At 61.8% G+C, this 16,590-nt stretch carries 10 protein-coding genes; 6 read left to right on the top strand and 4 right to left on the bottom strand.

From position 1 onward, the window contains the following. Positions 1-101 precede the first annotated feature (101 nt). Positions 102-3,041 carry a bifunctional [glutamate--ammonia ligase]-adenylyl-L-tyrosine phosphorylase/[glutamate--ammonia-ligase] adenylyltransferase gene (gene glnE / locus BLP99_RS14250; protein WP_092180608.1) on the bottom strand — a complete coding sequence of 980 codons (2,940 nt, stop codon included), beginning with the start codon at positions 3,039-3,041 and terminating at the stop codon, positions 102-104. Between the two features lie 382 nt (positions 3,042-3,423). Here glnE and aceE point away from each other — a divergent pair, with 382 nt between their 5' ends. Together aceE and aceF are read left to right on the top strand one after the other, a co-directional pair. Beyond that, positions 3,424-6,069 (top strand): pyruvate dehydrogenase (acetyl-transferring), homodimeric type, encoded by a 2,646-nt coding sequence (gene aceE / locus BLP99_RS14245; RefSeq protein WP_072398556.1) that lies wholly within the window; start codon positions 3,424-3,426, stop codon positions 6,067-6,069. An 11-nt stretch (positions 6,070-6,080) separates the two neighbouring features. Continuing rightward, positions 6,081-7,721: a dihydrolipoyllysine-residue acetyltransferase gene (gene aceF / locus BLP99_RS14240; RefSeq protein WP_092180605.1), complete on the top strand. Its 1,641-nt coding sequence runs from the start codon at positions 6,081-6,083 to the stop codon at positions 7,719-7,721. A 168-nt stretch (positions 7,722-7,889) separates the two neighbouring features. Here aceF and BLP99_RS26625 read toward each other — a convergent pair whose 3' ends face one another. Further along, a complete protein-coding gene (locus BLP99_RS26625; RefSeq protein WP_256327857.1) occupies positions 7,890-8,207 on the bottom strand; it encodes a hypothetical protein in 318 nt (105 codons plus the stop codon). 12 nt (positions 8,208-8,219) lie between these two features. Here BLP99_RS26625 and BLP99_RS14235 point away from each other — a divergent pair, with 12 nt between their 5' ends. The 3 genes from BLP99_RS14235 to msrA all read left to right on the top strand — a co-directional run bounded on the left by BLP99_RS14235 (position 8,220) and on the right by msrA (position 13,083). Further along, complete coding sequence (locus BLP99_RS14235) at positions 8,220-9,437, top strand: alkaline phosphatase D family protein (protein WP_243750485.1); 1,218 nt, start codon at positions 8,220-8,222, stop codon at positions 9,435-9,437. A gap of 192 nt (positions 9,438-9,629) precedes the next feature. Continuing rightward, positions 9,630-12,323: a putative bifunctional diguanylate cyclase/phosphodiesterase gene (locus tag BLP99_RS14230; protein ID WP_072398559.1), complete on the top strand. Its 2,694-nt coding sequence runs from the start codon at positions 9,630-9,632 to the stop codon at positions 12,321-12,323. A 112-nt stretch (positions 12,324-12,435) separates the two neighbouring features. Then, positions 12,436-13,083, top strand: coding sequence for a peptide-methionine (S)-S-oxide reductase MsrA (gene msrA / locus BLP99_RS14225; RefSeq protein ID WP_072398578.1), 648 nt, complete (start codon positions 12,436-12,438; stop codon positions 13,081-13,083). Between the two features lie 149 nt (positions 13,084-13,232). Here the strand turns inward: msrA and BLP99_RS14220 are convergent, their stop codons facing one another. Next, positions 13,233-14,072 carry a 23S rRNA (adenine(2030)-N(6))-methyltransferase RlmJ gene (locus BLP99_RS14220; protein ID WP_092180602.1) on the bottom strand — a complete coding sequence of 280 codons (840 nt, stop codon included), beginning with the start codon at positions 14,070-14,072 and terminating at the stop codon, positions 13,233-13,235. A gap of 272 nt (positions 14,073-14,344) precedes the next feature. Here BLP99_RS14220 and BLP99_RS14215 point away from each other — a divergent pair, with 272 nt between their 5' ends. Further along, the gene (locus BLP99_RS14215; protein WP_072398561.1) at positions 14,345-14,839 is read left to right on the top strand and encodes a DUF2165 family protein; all 495 of its coding nucleotides are present in this window, start codon (positions 14,345-14,347) and stop codon (positions 14,837-14,839) included. A 79-nt stretch (positions 14,840-14,918) separates the two neighbouring features. Here BLP99_RS14215 and putP read toward each other — a convergent pair whose 3' ends face one another. Next, positions 14,919-16,403, bottom strand: a complete 1,485-nt coding sequence (gene putP / locus BLP99_RS14210) for a sodium/proline symporter PutP (RefSeq protein ID WP_072432177.1) — start codon at positions 16,401-16,403, stop codon at positions 14,919-14,921. Positions 16,404-16,590 lie beyond the last annotated feature (187 nt).

Below are 16,590 nucleotides of genomic sequence, written 5' to 3'. Positions count from 1 at the left end.
TACCGAGGGAGCGAGCCTGCTCGCGACAAGGCCAGCTCATTCAACATCAATGTCGCCTGACATTCCGCTATCGCCAGCAAGCTCGCTCTCACATTAAAGCTTCAGCTCAGCCCCAGCTCACCCCAGATCCGCAATACCTGGCGGCGCTCATCCACGAACTGGTCGCCTGCGATCACCCCGGCATCTTTCTGCAAGGCCTGGCGGTGGGCGGCGGAGCGGTAGGCTTTATAGGCTTCGCGCAACAGCGTGGCATCTTCGGCCGGCATCAGACCGACCTCTTGCAACCCGTCCAGGATGCGGATGTTATCGGTGTAGCGCACCAGCGAGGGATGCTCTTCGGACCACGCCAGAGCCGCGTATTGCACCATAAATTCAATATCGACGATACCTCCGGCGTCCTGCTTGAGGTCGAAGGGCGCCGAGGCGTCGAAGGCGTTTGCCGCCGTCCCGGCGGCGGTGGCCTTGCTACCGAGATTGTCGCGCATCTTGGCGCGCATCTCGCTGACCTCCTGGCGCAGCGTCGACAGGTCACGCTTGCGCCCCAGCACCTGGGCGCGGACTTTCTCGAAGGCCTGGCCCACATCCTGGCTTCCCACCAGCACCCGGGCCCGCACCAGTGCCTGATGCTCCCAGGTCCAGGCTTCGTTTTCCTGGTAGCGGGCGAACGCCCCGAGGGAACTGACCAGCAACCCCGAAGCACCGGAAGGCCGCAGGCGCATGTCCACTTCATACAACTGCCCGGAGTTGGTCTGGGCCGTCAGCAGGTGAATGATCCGTTGGCCCAGCCGGGTAAAGAACTGGGCTCCGTCGATGGGTTTCGGTCCGTCGGTTTCCGCCTGGGGATCGCCGTCATGGATGAACACCAGGTCCAGGTCGGAACCATGCCCTAACTCCAGGCCGCCGACTTTCCCATAACCGACAATAATGAAGCCCGGATCGCACAGACTGCCGTCGGTGCGCAGCGGCACACCGTGCTTGGCCACGGTCTGGCGCCAGGCCAGGGCCAGGACCTGTTCGAGAATCGCCTCGGCCAGCCAGGTCAGGTAATCGCTGACCTTCATCAACGGCAGGCTGCCGGCAATTTCCGAAGCCGCCACCCGCAGGCGATGCGCCAGCTTGAAATGCCGCAGCGCTTCCATCTGCTGTTCGAGATCATCCTCGGGGATCCGCGTCAGGCGCTCGCGCAGCTCGGCGGCCAGCTCCGGCGCCAGGGGCGGCTTGAACAGACGACCTTCATTAAGCAGCTCGTCGAGCAGCAGGGGGAAACGCGTGATCTGTTCGGCAATCCACGGGCTGGCCGCGCATAGCGTCAACAAACGTCGCAGGGCACCGGGGTTTTCCGTCAGCAGCACCAGGTAGGCCGAACGGCGGGCCACCGCTTCCACCAACGGCAGTACCCGCTCCAGCACCAGGTCCGGATCGGCGTGCTCGACGGCCTGGGCCAGCAGGCGCGGAATGAAGGCATCCAGGCGTTCGCGCCCCAGGCGCTGCATGGCGCGCAACTGCGGACTGCCGCGCAGGGCCGCCAGGGCCTTGAGCGCCTTGGGCGCGTCACGGAAGCCGCCCTCCTGCAACTGCCGGCACGCCGCTTCCTCGTCCTGACTGTCTTCCCACAAGGGCAACCATTCGCCGCCCACCACCACTTCGCTTTCGCCGCCCTCTTCTTCATCCGGGTCGGCGATGACCTGGCCGAAGTGCCAGGCCACGCGTGCGCGCCAATGCATCAGTTGTTCGTGGAAAGCCGCCCAGTCGGCAAAACCCAGCATGAACGCAATGCGCGCCTGGTCCTGGGGGGTGTCGGGCAGCATCTGGGTCTGGCGGTCGGCGATGGCCTGGATAGCGTGTTCGGTATAGCGCAGGAACTCGTAGCCCTGGCGCAATTCGTCGATCACCTTGGCCGGCAGGTAACCCTGGCCCTCCAGCGTCCCCAGCACCTTCAACAACGGCCGCTGCTGCAGACTCAAATCGCGGCCGCCGTGGATCAGCTGGAATGCCTGAGCGATGAACTCCACTTCGCGAATGCCACCCGAGCCCAACTTGATGTTATCGGCCATGCCCTTGCGCCGCACCTCCTGCTGGATCAACTGCTTCATGGTGCGCAACGCTTCGATGGCGGAAAAATCCAAGTAGCGGCGATACACGAAGGGCCGCAGCATATCGAGCAGTTGCGCGCCGGCCGCCTGGTCTCCGGCCACTACCCGCGCCTTGATCATGGCGTAGCGTTCCCAGTCGCGGCCCTGGTCCTGGTAGTACTGCTCCAGCGCGTTGAAGCTCAGCACCAGCGCACCGGCCGAGCCGTAGGGACGCAGGCGCATGTCGACGCGAAACACGAAACCATCGACCGTCATCGGGTCCAGGGCCTTGATGAGACGCTGGCCCAGGCGGATGAAAAACTCCTGGTTATCAAGTGGCCGCTTCACCCCGACGGTTTCGCCTCCCTCGGGGTAGGCGAAGATCAGGTCGATGTCCGACGACAGGTTCAACTCCACCGCGCCGAGCTTGCCCATGCCCAGGATGACCATCTGCTGCGCCGTACCGCTGCGCCGGCCGGTGGGCGTGCCGAATTGCTGGCAGAGGCGCTGATACAGCCATTGATAGGCCTGGTCAATGCAAGTGTCGGCCATGTCCGACAGGTCGCGACAGGTCCGGACCAGATCGGCCCGACGGTTCAGGTCGCGCCAGATGATCCGTACCTGTTGCCGGGTGCGCTGGCGGCGCAGGACCCGAGCCAGCTCGTCCTCGGTCTCGGCGGCCTGGACCGCGGCGCCGATCTGCCGGCACATTTCCCCGGTCGCCAGGTCGCGATCCAGCTCGCCGCTGCGTACCAGCTCCAGTAGCATCACGGGGTCACGAAGACTCTGCTCGATGACGAAATCGCTGGCGGCGGCGACGCGGTTGAATTCGCCCCAGCGTTCCGGCGTCCAGGTGGCCAATCCGTGATCGTCATCCAGTGAGGCGACCGACGCACGGAACGACTGCTCGGCACGGCTGACCAACGGCAGGAGAATTGCCGGTACTTCGGCAAGCGGGGGCAGGCTCATGGTCTATCCTTGATCGGCGCGGGAAAGGCTGGATGTAGTGTTTTTTCGAGAGCCACTACCTGATCGACTGTCGAACAAAGATGATAAATAGCTGAAAATCTGATTTTATTGGCAGCCGACATCAAGTTTTTACCTGTTCGAGTTAGCTAAAGACCAACAGTAACGATTATTCTCACAACGAAACGAGGGGCCAAAAGCCTTTCATGTGTAGTTTTACTACTCGTCTATACATTCGGGAGGCTGAAACGGTCGACGATTTGTAGTAAAACTACACGCCGCCGAAACAACCTTCGGCAATCCAAGAATTTATATCGTCTGCCCACAAGGCCAGTCGCAAACTCAGGCAACCGATTCTGGTAGCCTTTCCGCCCTGGAGCAAGCCATGCAAGACCTCGATCCCGTCGAAACCCAGGAATGGCTGGACGCCCTGGAATCGGTTCTCGACAAAGAAGGCGAAGACCGCGCTCATTATCTGATGACCCGCATGGGCGAACTCGCGACCCGCAGCGGTTCGCAACTGCCCTACGCCATCACCACGCCATACCGCAACACCATCCCCGTTACCCACGAAGCACGCATGCCTGGCGACCTGTTCATGGAACGCCGCATTCGCTCGTTGGTACGTTGGAACGCATTGGCCATGGTGATGCGTACCAACCTGAAGGATTCCGACCTGGGCGGTCACATCTCCAGCTTCGCCTCCAGCGCGACGCTGTACGACATCGGCTTCAACTACTTCTTCCAGGCCCCGACCGACGAACACGGCGGCGACCTGATCTACTTCCAGGGTCACGCATCGCCAGGCGTCTACGCCCGTGCGTTCATGGAAGGCCGCATCTCCGAAGACCAGATGAACAACTTCCGCCAGGAAGTGGACGGCAACGGCCTGTCCTCCTACCCGCACCCTTGGCTGATGCCTGATTTCTGGCAGTTCCCGACCGTTTCCATGGGCCTGGGCCCGATCCAGGCGATCTACCAGGCACGTTTCATGAAGTACCTGGAAGCCCGTGGCTTCATCCAGCCAGGCAAGCAGAAGGTCTGGTGCTTCATGGGCGACGGCGAGTGCGACGAGCCGGAATCCCTCGGCGCGATCTCCCTGGCCGGCCGCGAGAAGCTGGACAACCTGATCTTCGTCATCAACTGCAACCTGCAGCGCCTCGACGGCCCGGTTCGCGGCAACGGCAAGATCATCCAGGAACTCGAAGGCGTGTTCCGTGGCGCCCAGTGGAACGTCAACAAGGTTATCTGGGGCCGTTTCTGGGACCCATTGCTGGCCAAGGACGTCGACGGCATCCTGCAGCGTCGCATGGACGAAGTCATCGACGGCGAATACCAGAACTACAAGGCCAAGGACGGCGCGTTCGTCCGCGAGCACTTCTTCAACACGCCTGAGCTCAAGGCCATGGTCGCCGACCTGTCCGACGACGAAATCTGGAAGCTCAACCGTGGCGGCCACGACCCGTACAAGGTCTACGCGGCGTACCACCAGGCGGTCAATCACAAAGAACAGCCGACCGTCATCCTTGCCAAGACCATCAAGGGTTATGGCACAGGTGCCGGCGAAGCGAAGAACACCGCGCACAACACCAAGAAAGTCGATGTCGACAGCCTGAAGTTGTTCCGCGACCGCTTCGACATTCCGGTCAAGGACAGCGAGCTGGAAAACCTGCCGTTCTTCAAGCCCGAAGAAGGCAGCGCCGAAGCCCGTTACCTGGCCGAGCGCCGTGCCGCGCTGGGCGGTTTCGTACCACAGCGTCGCGCCAAGAGCTTCAGCGTCCCGACGCCGCCACTGGAAACCCTCAAGGCTATCCTGGACGGTTCGGGCGACCGTGAAATCTCCACCACCATGGCCTTCGTGCGAATCCTCGCGCAACTGGTCAAGGACAAGGAAATCGGCCCGCGCATCGTTCCGATCATCCCGGACGAAGCCCGTACCTTCGGCATGGAAGGCATGTTCCGCCAGCTGGGCATCTACTCGTCCGTCGGCCAGCTCTACGAGCCAGTCGATAAAGACCAGGTGATGTTCTACCGCGAAGACAAGAAGGGCCAGATCCTGGAGGAAGGCATCAACGAAGCGGGCGCCATGAGCTCCTTCATTGCCGCCGGTACTTCGTACTCCAGCCACAACCAGCCGATGCTGCCGTTCTACATCTTCTACTCGATGTTCGGCTTCCAGCGCATCGGCGACCTGGCCTGGGCCGCTGGCGACAGCCGCACCCGTGGCTTCCTGATCGGCGGTACCGCCGGCCGCACCACGCTGAACGGCGAAGGCCTGCAGCACGAAGACGGTCACAGCCACATGCTGGCCGGTACCATCCCGAACTGCCGCACCTATGATCCGACCTATGGCTACGAGCTGGCGGTGATCATCCAGGACGGCATGAAGAAGATGACCGAAGAGCAACAGGACGTCTTCTACTACATCACCGTGATGAACGAGTCCTACCAGCAGCCAGCCATGCCGGCCGGTGTCGAGGAAGGCATCGTCAAGGGCATGTACCTGCTCGAGGAAGACACCCGCGAAGCGGCGCACCACGTCCAGTTGATGGGCTCCGGCACCATCCTGCGCGAAGTGCGTGAAGCGGCGAAGATCCTGCGTGAAGAATTCAACGTCGGTGCCGACGTGTGGAGCGTCACCAGCTTCAACGAACTGCGTCGCGACGGCCTGGCCGTAGAGCGCAGCAACCGCCTGCACCCTGGCCAGAAGCCAAAGCTGAGCTACGTCGAAGAATGCCTGAACGGTCGCAAAGGTCCGGTCATCGCCTCTACCGACTACATGAAGCTGTTCGCCGAGCAGATCCGCCAGTGGGTTCCTTCCAAGGAATTCAAGGTGCTGGGCACCGACGGTTTCGGCCGTAGCGACAGCCGCAAGAAGCTGCGTCACTTCTTCGAAGTCGATCGTAAGTTCGTTGTGTTGGCAGCCCTGGAAGCCCTGGCTGACCGTGGCGATATCGAACCCAAGGTGGTGGCCGAGGCCATCGTCAAGTTCGGCATCGATCCGGAAAAACGCAACCCACTGGACTGCTGAGGAGAATTTTCGTGAGCGAACTCATTCGCGTACCTGACATCGGCAGCGGTGAAGGTGAAGTAATCGAACTGTTTGTGAAGGTCGGCGACCGTATCGAAGCCGACCAGAGCATCCTGACGCTTGAATCGGACAAGGCCAGCATGGAAGTGCCTGCGCCGAAGGCCGGTGTGATCAAGAGCCTGAAGGTGAAGCTGGGCGATCGCCTGAAAGAAGGCGACGAACTGCTGGAGCTGGAAGTCGAGGGCGCCGCTGCGGCGCCTGAAGCGGCTGCCCCTGCGCCAGCGCCTGCGGCGGCTGAAAAGCCCGCTGCGGCCCCGGCTGCCGAAGCAGCGCCTGCTCCGGCCGCTGCGCCGGCCGCCGCCACTGTCCAGGACATTCATGTTCCGGACATTGGTTCGTCGGGCAAGGCCAAGATCATCGAAGTGCTGGTCAAGGCCGGCGATACCGTCGAAGCCGACCAGTCGCTGATCACCCTGGAATCCGACAAGGCCAGCATGGAGATCCCATCGCCGGCTGCCGGTGTGGTGGAAAGCGTCGAGATCAAGCTGGAAGACGAAGTCGGCACCGGCGACCTGATCCTGAAGCTGAAAGTAGCGGGTGCCTCGGCACCTGCCGCGCCTGCCCCGGCCGCTGCACCCGCCGCCAAGGCTGAAGCAGCTCCAGCGCCAGCCGCCGCGCCTGCCGCCAAGGCCGAAGCAGCGCCTGCCCCTGTCGCCGCCGCGCCTGCGCCAAGCGGTGCCAAGGTGCACGCCGGCCCGGCGGTGCGTCAGTTGGCCCGTGAATTCGGTGTCGAGCTGTCGGCCGTTGGCCCGAGCGGGCCGCACGGTCGTGTGCTCAAGGAAGACGTGCAAGCCTACGTCAAGGCCATGATGCAGAAGGCCAAGAACGCACCGGCCGAAGGCGCCACCGGTGGCGCGGGCATCCCGCCGATCCCGGCGGTGGATTTCAGCCGTTTCGGCGAAACCGAAGAAGTGGCCATGACTCGCCTGATGCAGATCGGCGCGTCGAGCCTGCATCGCAGCTGGCTGAACATCCCGCACGTGACGCAGTTCGACCAGGCCGACATCACCGAGCTGGAAGCTTTCCGCGTCGCGCAGAAAGCCGTGGCGGAAAAGGCCGGCGTGAAGCTGACCGTGTTGCCGTTGTTGCTCAAGGCGTGCGCACACCTGCTCAAGGAACTGCCGGACTTCAACAGCTCCCTGGCCCCAAGCGGCAAGGCTGTGATCCGCAAGAAGTACGTGCACATCGGCTTTGCCGTCGACACCCCGGAAGGCCTGCTGGTACCGGTCATCCGCAACGTCGACCAGAAGAGCCTGCTGCAACTGGCCGGCGAAGCCGCTGCCCTGGCCGACAAGGCCCGGAACAAGAAGCTCACCGCCGACGACATGCAGGGCGCCTGCTTCACCATCTCCAGCCTCGGCCACATTGGCGGTACCGGCTTCACGCCGATCGTCAACGCGCCGGAAGTGGCGATCCTGGGTGTTTCCAAGGCCACCATCCAGCCGGTCTGGGACGGCAAGGCCTTCCAGCCGAAGCTGATGCTGCCACTGTCGCTGTCCTACGATCACCGTGTGATCAACGGCGCCGCCGCTGCACGCTTCACCAAGCGCCTGAGCGACCTGCTGGGCGACATCCGTACCATCCTGCTGTAATCGGACGGCCCTCCTTCATCGGAGGGCCATCCAGGCCGCTGTTTCCGAGCGCCACGCTCGTACCTCAACCCCGCCCAGTTGGCGGGGCTTTTTTTGCCCGCCATACGTCGTCGACAGCGCTATAGGAAACGCCGCCGTCAACTTTCCTACCGCGCAAACCATCAATGACTACACAACCTGTTGATCATTGCCGACAACTTCTGTCCCCCTCCCGTTGAATAGCCATGCCCCGTCAGGCTTTAGCATGGCCCGTGCAAAAACAACCGAACGTTTGTACTCACACAGTTGATCAAGCATTGCTTTCGAATGGATTCGAATATGTTCAAACCCACCGTGGGCCCCATAATTGGCCACACGACAACCGACCACGCGCGCATATTCCTGCGCGGCAACCATGGCAATCACAACAATCCGGTATTCGCCGGCCTGCGTTACAGGCGCCAGGGTGAGACAACATGGTCTGACGGCCATTTCGTCCAGTTGCATGCCCACCGCGATATGTCCGATGTCATTGTGTTGACAGGACTCCAGGCCGACAGCCGCTACCAATATCAAGCAGGCTGGTTTGTCCATGCAAACCCGAGCCAGCCCCTGGGAACGCTTCAGGAACCGCCACTGCAGTGGCCCCAGGATATCTATTGCCTGCGCACCCTGCCCCGCGCGCGCGATGCTGCGTACGCCTATATCGTGGGTTCATGCCGTTATCTGCGGATCACCGCCGGCATCCCGAGGGCGCCAGAACGGGGGGACCGGACCTTCGCCGGCATCCAGCGTATCGTGGACCAGGCCGACCCACCGATCCGCGGCCTCCTGATGACAGGGGACCAGGTGTATCTCGACGACTTGAACATCGTGGCGCCGGATCGAACCTACAAGGACATCCTGTTCAAATATCGCACTGTCTTTTCCCAGCCTCATATCGGCAAGTTGATGTCCGGCGTGCCGACGTACATGATCCTCGACGATCATGAGATCGAGGATAACTGGCCCGCCAACAAACAACTCAACGATGAAATCCTGTATGCGAACGCCATGAGCGCCTATCAACTGTATCAGGCCAGCCACAGTCCGGCCCATGAACTGTCGAGCGCCGGAACCTTGAGCCGACCGCTGCAGCAGTACTGGTATACATTGGCTCACGGGGATATCGAATGGTTTGTCACGGATAGCCGGACCGAGCGCAATCTGTCGCCGGATGATCGACGCATCCTGGATGCAAGGCAGGAACGGTCGCTGCTCCAATGGCTCGTCAACAGCACCGCCCGGGTCAAATTCATCGTGACCAGCGTCCTGTTCTACCCGGACAGCAAGCGTAACGATGGCGATGCCTGGCAGGCTTTCCCGCAGCAGCGCCTGCGGCTGCTGGAAAGCATCCGCCAGCACAGGATCCAGAACGTGATTTTCGTGTCCGGCGACGTCCACGGCTCCATGACCAGTCGCCTGGGCCATAGCGAGGATGCCGACTTCGAAGTCCACACCATCGTTTCCTCGCCGTTTTTCAACAGCGAACTGCTGCCATACGCCACGGCCTCGGATTTTATTTTCGAAAGCCCCATGGTCCGGAGCGAAAAAGGGGACTACCGCTATGAACTGACCAGCCCCGTGATCGGTCAGGACAACTTCGCCCACTTGCAAGTCACGGCCCAGAGCGTCCGCGTGACGTTTCACGACTGTGACGGCCGCCCGCTGGAAGTAGTCGAAATCCCGTTGCGCTGACAAACGGTCGCCCTGGCCGAGCCCTCTGATCGGCTGGGGACTGGAGAAATCCGCCGATCGGCCGATAAGGTTTATAGCACTTGGCCTTCATCTCTCTTGTCAGCCAGTGTCGCAATGATGCAACCTTGCGGCAATCCTTGAGAACGAGGGCGTCAGCCCGGCGCGATCAGCATTTTCGAAGCGAGTTTTCCCATGAAAAGCCAACCCGATGCCGCCAGCCGTATGGCGGCCGAGGTAGTGACGCAATTACCGGTGCCCTCGCGGCTCGGTATGCTGCGTTTCGAACGGCTGAATGAAGCGAGCTGGGCGCTGTTGTTTCTCGATCCCAATTGCGAACGCTACTTCGGCGTGCCGGCTGTGGAGCTCTGCTCGCTGGTCAGTTCGCCTTATGCCAGCCTGATGGAGCCCGAAGCACGTTATCAGCTGCACGATGCGATCCAGCAGCAACTGGCCCAGGCCCCGCATTACCAGGTTCGCTACACGCTGCACACTGCCAAGGGCCCCATGAACCTGCTGGAAATGGGAGAGTCCTACAAGCAACACAACCGCCACCTGCTGCGCGGCTACCTGATGGCGGTGGACAGCCTGCTGCAAAGCGAGCCGTCTACGCCGTCCCTGGACCTGGAAACCCAGAACTCGCGCCTGCAGATCGCTCTGGAGCTGAACCAGCGCGCCCAGCAGGAACAGCTCCAGCACCTGGACCGGGTGCGTGCACAGCAGGATCTGATCCTGCTGCTGACCCGCCAACGCTACAGCGCCAACAACTCCCTGCTGGAAGCCGCCGAACTCATTACCCGCAGCGCCTGCGACATTTACCAGATCGACTGCGCCAGCATCTGGAACCTGGAAGATGGCAAGCTGGTGCCCATCTCGGCCTATAACCGCGCCACCCAGGAATACTTTCGCCCGGATGTGATCGATGCCAGCGAGTATCCCGATTACATGGAGGCCTTGCAGACCTGTCGCGCCATCGACGCCCATAATGCGACCCGCGACCCGCGGACCCGGGAGATGGCCGAGAACCTGCGCTCACGCAACGTCAACGCCATACTCGACGCCAGCGTGCGCATCGATGGCCAGGTGGTGGGCGTGCTGTGCCTGGAACAGGTGGGCGCTACCCGCGCTTGGCAGTCGGACGAAATCGCCTTTGCCGGTGAACTGGCGGACCAATTCGCCCAGGTGATCAACAATCACAACCGCCGCATCGCCACCAGCGCCCTGCACTTGTTCCAGCGTGCCGTGGAGCAAAGCGCCAACGCGTTCCTGCTGGTCAACTGCGATGGCGTGGTGGAATACGTCAACCCCAGCTTCACCGCCATCACCCAGTACACCACCGAAGAAGTCCACGGCCAGCGCCTGTCAGAACTGCCGGCCCTGGAGAACCTCAGCGAACTGCTGTTCGATGCGCCCTCGGCCCTGGCACAGAGCAACAGCTGGCAGGGCGAGTTCAAGAGCCGACGCAAGAACCTGGAACCGTACTGGGGCCAGTTGTCGATCTCCAAGGTCTATGGCGATAACCGCGAACTGACCCACTACATCGGCATCTACGAAGACATCACCCAGGCCAAATTGGCCCAGCAGCGCATCGAACGCCTGGCCTACACCGACAACCTGACCAACCTGGGCAACCGCCCGGCGTTCATTCGCAACCTGGATGAACGCTTCGCCCGGGACAGCGATTCGCCCATCAGCCTGCTGCTGGTGGACATCGATAATTTCAAGCGCATCAACGACAGCCTCGGCCATCAGACCGGCGACAAACTGCTGATCAGCCTGGCACGACGCCTGCGCAACAGCCTGAGCCCCAGCGGCAGCCTGGCACGGTTCGCCAGCAACGAGTTCGCCGTGCTGCTGGACGACACCGACCTGGAAGCCGGCCAGCAAGTCGCCAGCCAATTGCTGATGACCCTCGACAAGCCGATGTTCGTCGACAACCAGTTGATCAGCGTGACCGGCTCCGTGGGCCTGGCCTGCGCGCCGCTGCACGGCCGCGACCCCCAGACCCTCATGCGTAACGCCGGACTTGCCCTGCACAAGGCCAAGGCCAACGGCAAGCACCAGGTCCAGGTGTTCACCGAGGCACTGAATGCAGAGGCCAGCTACAAGCTGTTCGTGGAAAACAACCTGCGCCGCGCCCTGACCCAGAACGAGCTGGATGTGTTCTACCAGCCCAAGCTGTGCCTGCGCAGCGGCAGGTTGCTGGGCATGGAGGCGCTGCTGCGCTGGAACCATCCGGAAAAGGGCATGATCCGTCCGGACCAGTTCATCAGCGTGGCCGAGGAAACCGGCCTGATCATCCCCATCGGCAAGTGGATCGCCCGCCAGGCCTGCCGCATGAGCAAGCAGTTGACCGCCTCCGGGCTGGGCAACCTGCAGGTGGCGATCAACCTGTCGCCCAAGCAGTTCTCCGATCCTGACCTGGTGGCCTCGATCGCCAGCATCCTCAAGGAAGAGCAACTGCCCGCCCACCTCCTGGAGCTGGAACTGACCGAAGGTTTGCTGCTGGAGGCCACCGAAGACACCCACCAGCAGCTCGACCAGCTCAAGCGGCTTGGCCTGACCCTGGCCATGGACGATTTCGGTACCGGTTATTCGTCCCTGAGCTACCTGAAGAAATTCCCCATCGACATCATCAAGATCGATCGCAGCTTCATCCATGAGATCCCCGACAACCAGGACGACATGGAAATCACTTCGGCAGTGATCGCCATGGCCCACAACCTGAAGCTCAAGGTCGTGGCCGAGGGCATCGAGAGCGCCCAGCAACTGGCGTTCCTGCGCCGTCATCGCTGCGATGTGGGCCAAGGCTACCTGTTCGACCGGCCGATCCCCGGTGCGGAACTGGTGGAGAAGCTCAAGCGCTATCCCCGCGGCCCACTCGTCTGACTGCGACAAGCGATAGAGCCCCCTCGCAGCAGTTGCGTCTTTCTTAACCCATCGGCATTGGGCACACTGACGGTCTATTTCGCTCAACTCAATCTGACTGAGAGGACTGATGATGGTCTTGCGCTCGGAAATCCTGGTGAACAAAAACGTGCTTCCTACTCCCGATCAAGCTCTCCCTGGCCGTGAAACCCCAATGGCCGTGCCGGAAAAACACTTCGTCCTCGACGCGCCATTGCTGGGCCCATTCGTAACCAATGTGGATTTCGCGATCTTCGGCCTGGGTTGCTTCTGGGGTGCCGAACGCAGGTTCTGGCAGCGCGAAGGCGTGGTCAGCACGGCGGTGGGCTATGCCGGTGGCTTTACGCCAAACCCGACCTACGAAGAGGTCTGCTCGGGCCTGACCGGCCACAGCGAAGTGGTGCTGGTGGTCTACGAGCCGGAGAAGGTCAGCTACCAACAACTGCTGGCGATGTTCTGGGAACTGCATAACCCGACCCAGGGGATGCGCCAGGGCAACGACATCGGCACCCAGTATCGCTCGGTGATCTACTGCACCACCCCCGAGCAGCTGGAAGCGGCGAAGAAGAGCAAGGAAGTGTTCCAGGCCGAACTGACCAAGGCCGGCCTGGGGGAAATCACCACCGAAATCGACGAAGCGCCGACGTTCTACTTTGCCGAGGCCTATCACCAGCAATATCTGGCGAAGAATCCTGAAGGCTATTGCGGAATCGGCGGTACGGGCGTGACCTGCCCGATCTGACCCCGGAGCCCTGCAAGACAACGCGAGCAGGCTCGCTCCCGCAGGGTCTGGTGATGTATGCAACTGCTGCGTACACCTGCGCCCCACTGTGAGAGCGAGCTTGCTCGCGAAACTATCCTTCAGACGGTATCAATACAGCTGGCCAGCAATCAGCTTTCAGCGATCAACCAATCCATCTGCCAGCCACCCTGGGTCTGCCCAAGCTTCTTCGACAACCAGGGCAACAGCTCACGCAACTCCTCTTCCAGCCCCCAGGGCGGGTTGGCAATCGCCAGGCCGGAACCGTTCAGGCTGTTGGGCGTGGCCAACGGATGCACCAGCAACTCCACCCGCAACAGCTTGGGCGCGCCGGTGCCGGCCAGATCCTGGTAGAAACGGCGCAGCATGCGCTGGTCCTTTACCGGGTACCAGATCGCGGCCACCGTCTGGCGCATCCGGCCGATGGCCTCCTTGAGGGACGCGGCGCAGCGCTGCATCTCGTCAAGCTGCTCGAAGGGCGGATCGATCAGCATCAGGCCACGTTTCTCCGCCACCGGCAGCAGCGCCCGGGGTACATGCCAGCCCTCCCCCAGGTGCACCGCCACGCGACGGTCGCCCTTCATGTTGTCCTTGAGCAGCACGCCGTCTTCGGGGTGTTTCTCGTTGAGCAATACCCGATCCTGCGACCGCGTCAGGCGCCGCGCCAGTTCCGGCGAACCGGGGTAGTAGCGCAACTGCCCGTCCGGATTCATCTCGTGCAGCACCTTCATGTAGTCGGCGGTCAGCGCCGGCAGGTCGTCCTGGCCCCACAACCGCGCGATGCCTTCCAGGTACTCGCCGGTCCGATTGGCCTGGTCGCCCTGCAAGTCGTACAGCCCGATGCCCGCATGGGTATCGAGGTAGGCGAACGGCTGCTCCTTGCGCGACATGAGGGCAATCAGACGGGTCAAGGTCAGGTGTTTGAACACATCGGCGTGATTGCCGGCGTGGAAGGCGTGGCGATAATTCATGGCGGCTCCTGCGAAGGGCGACGAGTTTACCTTGAAGCGTGCCGGACGTCAGGCGTTCGCAGCCGAGCGGATGTACCTGGGTCAGCGCCCGCCGTCAGCAAAACGGCCCTCTGGAACCACGAACAGGAACGTGGGCCCCAAGAAAATGCGTATGTCCGGACACGTTCTCGTCACACGGCGGAATCGGCCGCGTCTTACAACATGGCGGGCCTCGGGACTGCATCGGAGCGTGATAACGTTTCCAGCGTCGCAAAAAGCAAAGGACGCACCGCATGACAACCCGCTATTCGAAAATTGCAATGACCCTGGCTCTCGCCGCATTCGCCTTCCTGACCGTGTTCAACAATCTCACGGACTACCGCTCCAACTTCAACTTCGTCCAGCACGTACTGAGCATGGACACCACCTTCCCGGACAATGCCGCCCGCTACCGCGCCATTGTCCAGCCTTGGCTATGGCATGGCGCCTACTGGTTGATCATCCTCGGCGAAGCGATCACCGCCGGGCTGCTGGGCTACGGCGCCTTGAAACTGTGGCAGGCGCGCAACGCCGACGGCCCGGTTTTCACCCAGGCCAAGCGATGGGCCATCGGCGGCCTGACGGCAGGGTTCCTCGTCTGGTTCTTTGGCTTCATGGTGGTGGGTGGCGAGTGGTTCCTGATGTGGCAATCGCAAATCTGGAACGGCCAGGACGCCGCCTTCAGGTTCTACATGGCGATATTGGGAGTGCTGATCTTCCTCAACCAGCCCGATGCCGATCCGAGCTGAAAAAAAAAACGGCCCGCCTCCACTGGAGACGGGCCGTTTCGGATCGATCAAGCGAGCCAACCAGGCCTCGCCGAGCGCATCACTGGTTCAGGCGGAAATCTTTTTCAGCCGCTTCGAAGCGCTGCACCATACCGGCGGTAGGCGAGCCCATCTTGCTGACGATGTAGATCGCCAGGCTGGCGAAGATAAAGCCCGGGATGATTTCGTACAGGCCCAGCAGCTCGAAGTGCTTCCACACAATCACGGTGATTGCACCCACCAGGATACCGGCCAAGGCGCCGTTACGAGTCATGCCTTTCCAGATCACCGAAATCAGGACCACGGGACCGAAAGCCGCACCGAAACCGGCCCAAGCGTAGCTCACCAGGCCCAGTACGCGGTTTTCCGGGTTGGCGGCCAGGGCGATGGCCACCAGAGCCACCAGCAGCACCATGGCGCGGCCGACCCAGACCAGTTCCAGCTGGGAAGCGCTCTTGCGCAGGAACGTCTTGTAGAAGTCTTCGGTCAGGGCGCTGGAGCACACCAGCAACTGGCAGCTCAGGGTGCTCATCACGGCCGCCAGGATGGCCGACAGCAGCACGCCGGCAATCCATGGGTTGAACAGCAGCTTGGCCAGTTCGATGAACACGCGCTCGTGGTTTTCGGTCACTGGACCGGCCACTTCAGGATGCGCCGAGAAGTACGCGATACCAAAGAAGCCGACGGCAACGGTACCGCCCAGGCACAGGATCATCCAGGTCATGGAGATGCGACGGGCACTGGCGATGGACTTGACCGAGTCGGCGGCCATGAAGCGCGCCAGGATATGTGGCTGGCCAAAGTAACCCAGGCCCCAGCCCATCAGCGAAATCACGCCGATGAAGGTGGTGTTCTTCAGCATGTCGAAGGACGAAGGATCCTTCGCTTCGATAGCCAGGAAGGTGGTGTCCACGCCGCCGGTAGCCAGCAGCACGATGATCGGCGTCAGGATCAGCGCGAAAATCATCAGGGTGGCCTGCACCGTATCGGTCCAGCTCACGGCCAGGAAGCCGCCCACGAAAGTGTAGGCGATGGTCGCGGCGGCACCGGCCCACAGCGCAGTCTCGTAGGACATGCCGAAGGTGCTTTCGAACAGACGGGCACCGGCCACGATGCCGGAGGCGCAGTAAATGGTGAAGAACACCAGGATCACCACCGCAGAGATGATGCGCAGCAGACCGCTCTTGTCTTCGAAACGGCTGGAGAAGTAGTCCGGCAGGGTCAGCGCGTCGCCGTTATGCTCGGTCTGGACCCGCAGGCGACCGGCTACGAACAGCCAGTTCAGGTAGGCACCGACGATCAGGCCGATGGCGATCCAGCTTTCCGACAGGCCGGACATGTAGATGGCACCTGGCAGGCCCATCAACAGCCACCCGCTCATGTCGGAGGCACCGGCGGACAATGCGGTCACGACGCTGCCCAGGCTGCGACCGCCCAGGATGTAATCGGAAAGGTTGTTGGTGGATCGATAAGCCATCAGGCCGATCAGGACCATGGCTGCGATATAGATCACGAAGGTGATCAGGGTGGGATTGCTTACACTCATGAGTTACGCCCTGGCTTTGTTTTTATGTAGCGGTGGCAGTTGAAAGCGCCGACAACGCAGACGTTGTAGCGACGATTTGCAAACCCGCGAATTTATGACCGATGTTTCCCCAGGAAAGCCATCGGCCGATACAACTCGGCGTCAAACCGGTTGCACCTTGGCCGCGAATGCTATTCAACAAGTGAAA

It is taken from the genome of Pseudomonas sp. NFACC32-1, from assembly GCF_900101215.1.
Taxonomy (GTDB): Bacteria; Pseudomonadota; Gammaproteobacteria; order Pseudomonadales; family Pseudomonadaceae; genus Aquipseudomonas.
This window is presented reverse-complemented; position numbering and strand designations above follow the sequence as displayed.